The sequence below is a fragment of the Rufibacter sediminis genome, from assembly GCF_014269285.1.
In the GTDB taxonomy this organism is placed as follows: Bacteria; Bacteroidota; Bacteroidia; order Cytophagales; family Hymenobacteraceae; genus Nibribacter; species Nibribacter sediminis.
Map to the genome: position 1 here is coordinate 1 of NZ_JACOAF010000067.1, position 7,270 is coordinate 7,270.

General features: G+C 53.4%; 6 protein-coding genes. 4 read left to right on the forward strand and 2 right to left on the reverse strand.

Going from position 1 to position 7,270, the window contains the following annotated elements:
* Nucleotides 1-105 precede the first annotated feature (105 nt).
* On the reverse strand, nt 106-687 hold the full coding sequence (locus tag H7U12_RS22390) for a hypothetical protein (protein WP_186642154.1): 582 nt from the start codon (nt 685-687) through the stop codon (nt 106-108).
* A 76-nt stretch (nt 688-763) separates the two neighbouring features.
* The gene (locus H7U12_RS22395) at nt 764-1,264 is read right to left on the reverse strand and encodes an SF0329 family protein (RefSeq protein ID WP_186642155.1); all 501 of its coding nucleotides are present in this window, start codon (nt 1,262-1,264) and stop codon (nt 764-766) included.
* A gap of 293 nt (nt 1,265-1,557) precedes the next feature.
* Here H7U12_RS22395 and H7U12_RS22400 point away from each other — a divergent pair, with 293 nt between their 5' ends.
* Genes H7U12_RS22400 through H7U12_RS22415 form a run of 4 tightly spaced genes read left to right on the forward strand, consistent with a single transcriptional unit; the run spans nt 1,558 to nt 7,206 of the window.
* Nucleotides 1,558-4,257, forward strand: coding sequence for a D-alanine--D-alanine ligase family protein (locus H7U12_RS22400; RefSeq protein WP_186642156.1), 2,700 nt, complete (start codon nt 1,558-1,560; stop codon nt 4,255-4,257).
* Nucleotides 4,258-4,261: 4 nt separating this feature from the next.
* On the forward strand, nt 4,262-5,056 hold the full coding sequence (locus tag H7U12_RS22405) for a PASTA domain-containing protein (RefSeq protein WP_186642157.1): 795 nt from the start codon (nt 4,262-4,264) through the stop codon (nt 5,054-5,056).
* 9 nt (nt 5,057-5,065) lie between these two features.
* A complete protein-coding gene (locus H7U12_RS22410; protein WP_186642158.1) occupies nt 5,066-6,904 on the forward strand; it encodes a T9SS type A sorting domain-containing protein in 1,839 nt (612 codons plus the stop codon).
* Nucleotides 6,901-7,206 carry a rhodanese-like domain-containing protein gene (locus tag H7U12_RS22415; protein ID WP_186642159.1) on the forward strand — a complete coding sequence of 102 codons (306 nt, stop codon included), beginning with the start codon at nt 6,901-6,903 and terminating at the stop codon, nt 7,204-7,206. The genes H7U12_RS22410 and H7U12_RS22415 overlap by 4 nt, the downstream gene beginning before the upstream one ends.
* Nucleotides 7,207-7,270: the final 64 nt, after the last annotated feature.

Sequence of the window (7,270 nt, forward strand, 5' to 3'; positions counted from 1 at the left end):
GTGCCTGCAGAGTTAAGTGGGTGGATTGGAAGGGATTCTTGGAAAAATTATGCGCTTTTTGTTGCTTTTACCATAGAACACAGTGTTATGCGGCGTTTTTCTATTTTACCATTCATCAAATTCTAAGAATTCAATCTCTTTTTCATCTTTTGACTGCTCGTATTCCATGATTTCTTTGAATGTTTCTGCAGCAAGACCATTTGTCTCATACCAAATATCGTCCGCTGGATAGTGACAGATTCCATTTGTCAATTCTGTAAGAATAGCACTTGTCAATGAAGCGAATCGCGGCTCAAAACTGTCTCCTGCATGCCATACAAAGGAAACTACTTTATTGCAATCTTTAAGTTTATCCTCAATTTCAGGAGTTGCAAATGGAATCTCTACTTCTTTCTTGCCTCTTAACTTGTCGAAAAAGCTAAGTTTAGGTTTTAGCATTTTTTTCTCTTCTAATAAATCGAAGTCGTCAATGTAAAGCTCGAACCCGCTTTTCAAGTCTTTGCCTTTGAGTATGTCAAGGTGAGGATTTTTTAGTCGGAATTTGAACGGCAGGAATCCTGTTTGGTCGCTGAGTGAAAAATCAGGATGAACCTCAACGACCATTTCATAGTCGTTCAGCCTTTTTACAATTTTAGGTATCAGGTCGTCCGATAAGTTCTTCGTGTAGACTTTTATATCTAAACTCATATTCAATTTTTATTATAAATGCCGCATAACGGCCTCGTGTAAAAAGTGTGCTAGGCTGTCGGCCGACGCATATTTTTTACACAATGTTGGGCAAAGTATTTCTTTCCTTTCTTAATTCCATGAAGCCTAATACCAGCGGATGTGTTTCAGTATCTTTCATTGCCTCCAACCTCCTTTTTCCTATTCGTCTGTCTACAACTGCAAGTGAGCGAAGAATCGGGTTTTCGCTGGAAATGGCGGAGTCGATGTCAAGGTTGATGAATCTCCAGGCTGTTTCAGCAAAATCATATTTGGAGAATTCTCCTCTTTCCATGATTTTCCCTTCTGTCCTGTCAGTGTCGTTCAGTGGCTCGTGTGAAATGTAACCTGTATCGGCAAGAGCGTTGGAGTAACTCTTGAACTCAATCCAGGTGTCTTGATTGGAAAAGTTCACTAGTTCTTTCCCGTCGTACGTTACCCATGCTCTCCCTAGGTAGCCTATCGAGTTTTTATATGTTGTTAAGTGATAGTCCAGCCTCTTTTTCAAGTTGTCAGCCAGCCTAACATGTAGTTCTTTTCTTATCTTACTCCATTTCATCTTTTATATATTTTGCCCAACTACAGTATATAAGGAGCAGTTCCGGTTATTGGCTTTATGGATGGAGTGAAACATTCTGTTTACAACTGTTTTTGGTAGATAACCGGAACTGCGCTTCTGAATACACTATATAGAAATTATTTTATAAAGTTCCTCTCCGTTTTGTGCCTGTTTTCTGAAAACAGCCCTGAAACGCCCTTTCATTAATCTGTCGAACCTATTCCTCCGGCCAACAGAAAGAACCATTCGGCGGCACTAGCGTCAAACAAGCAAAAACCAGTATCTTTGTCCTGATGAGAATTGGAATAATTTTCGGTGGACCGTCCCGGGAGCGCGAAATCTCTTTCGCCGGTGGCCGCACCGTCTTCGATAATTTAGATAAATCCCTGTTTGAGGCCGTTCCGGTGTTCGCCGACAGCCTCGGGAACTTCATTCTGCTGGACTGGCACTACATCTACAAAGGCACCATCCGGGATTTCTATCCGCCGGTAGACGTGTTGCCCTCCACAGAGCACGGCCTGCAGATGTACCTGGAAAGCTTAGGCCAACTGAGCGAGGACGAACTGAATGACATTGCTTCCCGCGTGGGGCAACGCATTCATCCGCACCAGTTCAAGAACCTGTTTGACTTTGCGTTCCTAACGCTGCACGGGCCTTACGGTGAGGATGGCAGCATCCAGGGCTTGCTGGAGTGGTACGGCATTCCGTATTCCGGTTCCGGTATTCTGCCCTCGGCTATTGGCATTGACAAGATCGCGCAGAAAGCCTTGTTGCAGCAGCACGGGTTCGCCACGCCAGCGTACCGCATCCTGGGTTTGCAGGAGTGGCACGCCACCCAAGACCGCGCCGGTTTGCTGAAGGAACTGGTGGCCGATCTGGGCTTGCCGTTGGTGCTGAAGGCCCCGCACCAGGGTTCTTCCATTGGCGTTTCCATCATCAAAGAGGAAAACCTGACCTTGTTTGAGGAGGCGATGGCCCGTAGTCTGTTCACCCTCACCCTCCGGAAAGACGAGTGGACCAGCAAGAGCGCCGCCCAGCAGCTGAACTTCATCAAAACCCTCACGGACATCCGCGAGGGAATCGGCTTGCCGGTGCAAACCCAGACCGGTGAGCTCATCTATGCCCCGGAAGAACTGTTAAGTCTGCTTTCGGCCACGTTTACGCAAAACGGCCCCGAAACGCTCACGCTCACCAACGTGGAGAGCGAGACGCAGGTGCTCATTGAAGCCTTCATCAACGGCCGCGAGTTCTCGTGCATTGTGGTGCAGGACCAGACGGGGCATCCCATTGCGTTGCCGCCCACCGAGATCAGGAAAGGCGGGGAGGTTTTTGACTACCGTTCTAAATATCTGCCGGGCCTCAGCCGTAAGATCACGCCCATTGATTTACCTACCGAGCAGATCCAGGAAATCAGGCAACAGTGCGAGCGCCTGTACACCAGCCTCGGCTTCAACGTGTACGCACGTCTGGACGGCTTCATTACCGAGGCCGGCGAGATTTTCCTGAACGACCCGAACACCACCTCGGGCATGTTGCCTTCGTCGTTCTTCTTCCACCAGGCTGCCGAGATCGGGTTGAACCCTTCGCAGTTCCTGACTTACATCATCCGGACGTCTCTGGCCGAGCGGGTGAAGAGCGGGAAGAACACGGCCTACCTCACCAGTCTGTTGAAAAGATTGGATTCGGCCATGGCCGATGAACGCGCGCACCGCCATGATAAGCTGCGCGTGGGCGTGATCATGGGTGGTTACTCCTCTGAGCGCCACATTTCCGTGGAAAGCGGCCGCAACATCTATGAGAAGCTGTCTTCGTCTACCAAGTACGAGCCTATTCCCATTTTCCTGACCGGTGACCAGGATTCACACCAGCTGTACCAGATTCCCATCAACATCATGTTGAAGGATAACGCCGATGACATCAAGGAGAAAATAGAAGCGTCTGAGGCGGGCGTGCCTACGCATCCGGTGCTGGCCCAGATCAAAGAAGCCGCATCCAACATCACGCGCCTGTACGCCGGTAATTCGCTGCAGAAACCGCAGCGCCTGACGTATGAGCAGCTGCAAAGCCTGGTTGACGCGGTATTCATTGCCCTGCACGGCAGACCGGGCGAGGACGGTGAGCTGCAGACCGAGCTGGAGAAATACCTTATTCCGTACAACGGCTCCGGCATCCAGTCCTCTCAGGTGACCATTAATAAGTTCGAGACGAACAAGATCCTGCGCCAGAACGGTGTGCCGGTGGCCGATCACATGCTGGCTTTCAAGAAAGACTGGCAGGAGAACCCAGCGGCGTTTTTCGCCCAGATTGAGCAAAACTTCCGGTATCCGTTCATCGCCAAGCCCGCCGATGACGGCTGTTCCTCGGCGGTGAAGAAGATCAAGACGCGCGAGGAACTGGAGGCGTTTGCCGAACTGATTTTCCGGAACTCCATTGACATCCCGGAGAACCCCGCCCGTGTCCTGAAGCTGAGTTTCAAGGAAGAGGTGCCCCTCAAAGGCTATTTCCTGATTGAGAACCTGATCTCTCGCGAGGGCGCCAAACACTTCCTGGAGATCACGGGCGGTTTGCTCACCAGCTACGGTCCCGACGGACGCACCCAATACGAAATATTTGAGGCGTCTGAAGCGTTGGCCGAAGGAGAGGTGCTTAGCCTGGAAGAGAAGTTCCTGGCAGGGGAGGGGCAGAACATTACCCCGGCCCGTTACGCCCGAGACCCGCAGGAGCGGCAGCGCATCTCAGACCAGGTGAAGCAGGACCTGAAACGCGTGGCCGAGATTCTGCGCATTGAGGGCTACGCCCGGATTGATGCCTTCGTGCGGGTGCACCAAGATGACAGCGTGGAGACCATCATCATTGAGGTGAACTCGCTGCCCGGCATGACCCCGGCCACGTGTATCTTCCACCAAACGGCCATCAACGGCTACAAACCGTACGATTTCATTGACCGCATCTTGCAATTTGGCATGGAGCGGACCAAAAAAGTTATCTCTTAAGTACATGAGTGGTTTTTTGAAAGCCCAGACCCTGGGCGATGTGTTCAAGCACCTGTTTATCATGGCGGCCATTGTGTTGGTGCTGCTGTTCCTGTTTTTCTTTGTGTACCTGCCCAGCACCACCAACCACGGCGAAACCATCTCGGTGCCCAACCTGGCGGGGATGCCCGTGGATGAACTGGAGGATTTCCTGGCCGACAAAGACCTGCGTTTCTATGTAAGTGACTCCACCTATGAGCAGGGCAGAGCCCCTTTCTCGGTGGTGACCCAGGAGCCCAAAGCGGGCGAGAAGGTGAAGCAGGGACGTAAGATCTACGTGAGCATCAACATGAAAAATCCGCCGCTCATCAAGATGCCCAAGCTGATTGAAGGCTCAGTGAAGAACGCCGAGATGATCCTGAAAAGCTATGACCTGAACCTGGGCGAGATCAAGTACGTGCCAGATTTAGCCGAGAACTCCATCCTGCGCCAGTTCGTGAACGGCCGCGAGATCAAACCCGGTGAACCCGTGGCCAAAGGCTCCCGTATCGATCTGGAGGTGGGCAACGGTCTGGGGAACACCGAGCTGGACGTGCCGCTGCTGGTGGGCATGCCCATTGACGAGGCCACCATGCTGGTGACCGGGCAAGGCTTGCAGATCGGATCGGTGAGTTACATGGCGGCTCCCAACGGAGAAGTGGACGGCACCATTTTGAAGCAGCGCCCTATCGCCGGCGATAGCGTTAAAACCAAAATCAGAACCGGAGAATTAATAGACATCTGGGTGGCCGGTCCGCAACCGGTAACGCCTATCCAATAACAGAAGCTTATGCGCCAGGGATTGACCGTCTTTCTGATTTTAATCTTGGGGGGGTGGACAGCCCACGCACAGGGACTGACCCCACTGAATAGCCTGCCGCCGCAGGCTATTTCTGTTCCTGCCGTTCCCACCAAACCCGGGGGAGGCACCCCGCAGCCGCTGGCCTCCGGCGATACCCTTACTTTGCCGTTTCTGGACGATTTTGCCCAAAGTGAGGGCAAACCAGACCCGGCCCGTTGGGCTGCCCGCGGCGGGGTTATGGTTACCAACCGATACGCATCCAATCCGCCCACCATCTTCGCGGCGTCTTTTGACGGCCTCAAAGCCGATGGCCAGCCTTACGGCGGTGCCAACGCAGTAGGGCCCACCGATACCCTTACTTCCAAACCTATTGATTTGAGTGGTCTGCAGCCCCAGGATTCCTTGTACCTCAGTTTTTACTGGCAGGCGGGTGGTTTGCTGGATGCCCCTGATTTTGCCAGTGCTACGCTGTATTACTTTCAACTGGAGTTTAAGGAGGCCAACGGGACCTGGAGTTCTGTCTGGACCCAGAAAGGAAACGGCCGCTCCACCGATTTCGCTTCGGTGATGGTGGCCCTGCGGGACAGCCGCTATTTTTACAACGGGTTCCAGTTTAGGTGGGTGAGTAGCGGCCGGCAGAATGGGCTGCGCGATGTCTGGCACCTGGACTACGTCTACCTGGACCGCAACCGCCGGGCTGGGCAGCTCCAGACCTTTGATGTGGCCTTGACCCGGCGGCTTCCCTCGTTGCTGAAACGCTACACGGCCATGCCTATCTGGCAATTCCTGGTACAGCCGGAGCAAGAGACCGCTGAGCTGGTAGGCTCTGAGCTGTCGAACCTCAGCAACGTGCCCGCCGCGCTCAGTTGGCGCTCCTTCACGAAAGATCTCAGCACGGGGGCGGTAGACACCTTCCTGCGCGGCAGCACTCCCCTGAATGCCGGGGTGAAAACAGCCATCGCCGCGCAGCCCTCCAGCGCTTTTTTGAGCAATCAACGGCAAGCCCATTCACTTGAGACGGTCCTGTTCCTGAACACCAAGGAGCCCAATTTCTACACCCGCTACAATGATACCCTCCGCCGCCAAACCGATCTCCAGGATTACTATGCCTACGACGATGGCTCCGCTGAGACCGGTTTCAGTTATCCCTCCGGCACCGCCGTTCAGCTGGCCTACCAGTTTGACTTGAATACCCCGGATAGAATCAAAACTGTGCGGATCTTCTTTACCGGCACCAACACGCCGGGCCTGGAACTATTCCTCCGGATCTGGACGGATAACAACGGCAAGCCTTCCAATCAGCCCGTGTACGAACAGCGTTTTGTGCTGCCCGCCGCCGCTGGCCTGAACAACTGGCTGGACATTCCCCTGGACCAACAGCTAGAGGTGCAGGGCCGCTTTTACGTGGGCTACCGACAACCTACGGGTGGTACTTTCGTGAACGTGGGCTTTGACCTGAACGAGCGGGCAGATGGAAAACTGTTTGCTTTGAACGGAGCCACTGCCTGGGAGACGGTTCCTAATTTGGGGGGCGCTCTCTTAATGCGGCCCGTGATGACGGGAACGTTAACCGCCGCTCCGGATGAACTGCTGGCCTCTGAAGCCCTGCTGTACCCCAATCCCACCACTACCGGTGACTTTTACCTGAACCAGGCCAGTGATCAGGTCCAGCTTTATTCGCTTACCGGGCAACTCCTCAAAACCTGGGTGAACCTGCCCAAAGGCCAGCGCCTGGCACTGCCTGCCGCTCTCCCCACCGGAATTTATTTTGTAAAAGCCCAAAAAGGTAGCCAACTTAGAACCGCTAAACTAATCTTTCAGAAATGATCACCTCAGATATCACCGCCGCCGAACTGAAACAACGCCTCGCCAACAACGAAACGCCCATCATCCTGGATGTGCGGGAGCCTTGGGAGCACGAGGAGCAAAACATAGCCAGTGCCAAACTGATCCCGCTGGGTTCTCTGCCCGAGCGCCTGCACGAACTGGATGAATACAAAGACCAGGAGATCCTGGTCCACTGCCGTTCCGGGAAACGCTCCGCCACCGCACAAGCCATTATGCAACAGCAAGGCTTCACCAACGTGCGCAACGTCCTGGGCGGCATGTTGGCCTATAACGAGGCTTAGAACCAAGCCAAAAAGCCGAACTCCCGTTTTGGGGCTGTTTTCTGAAAACAGCCCCAAAACGGGA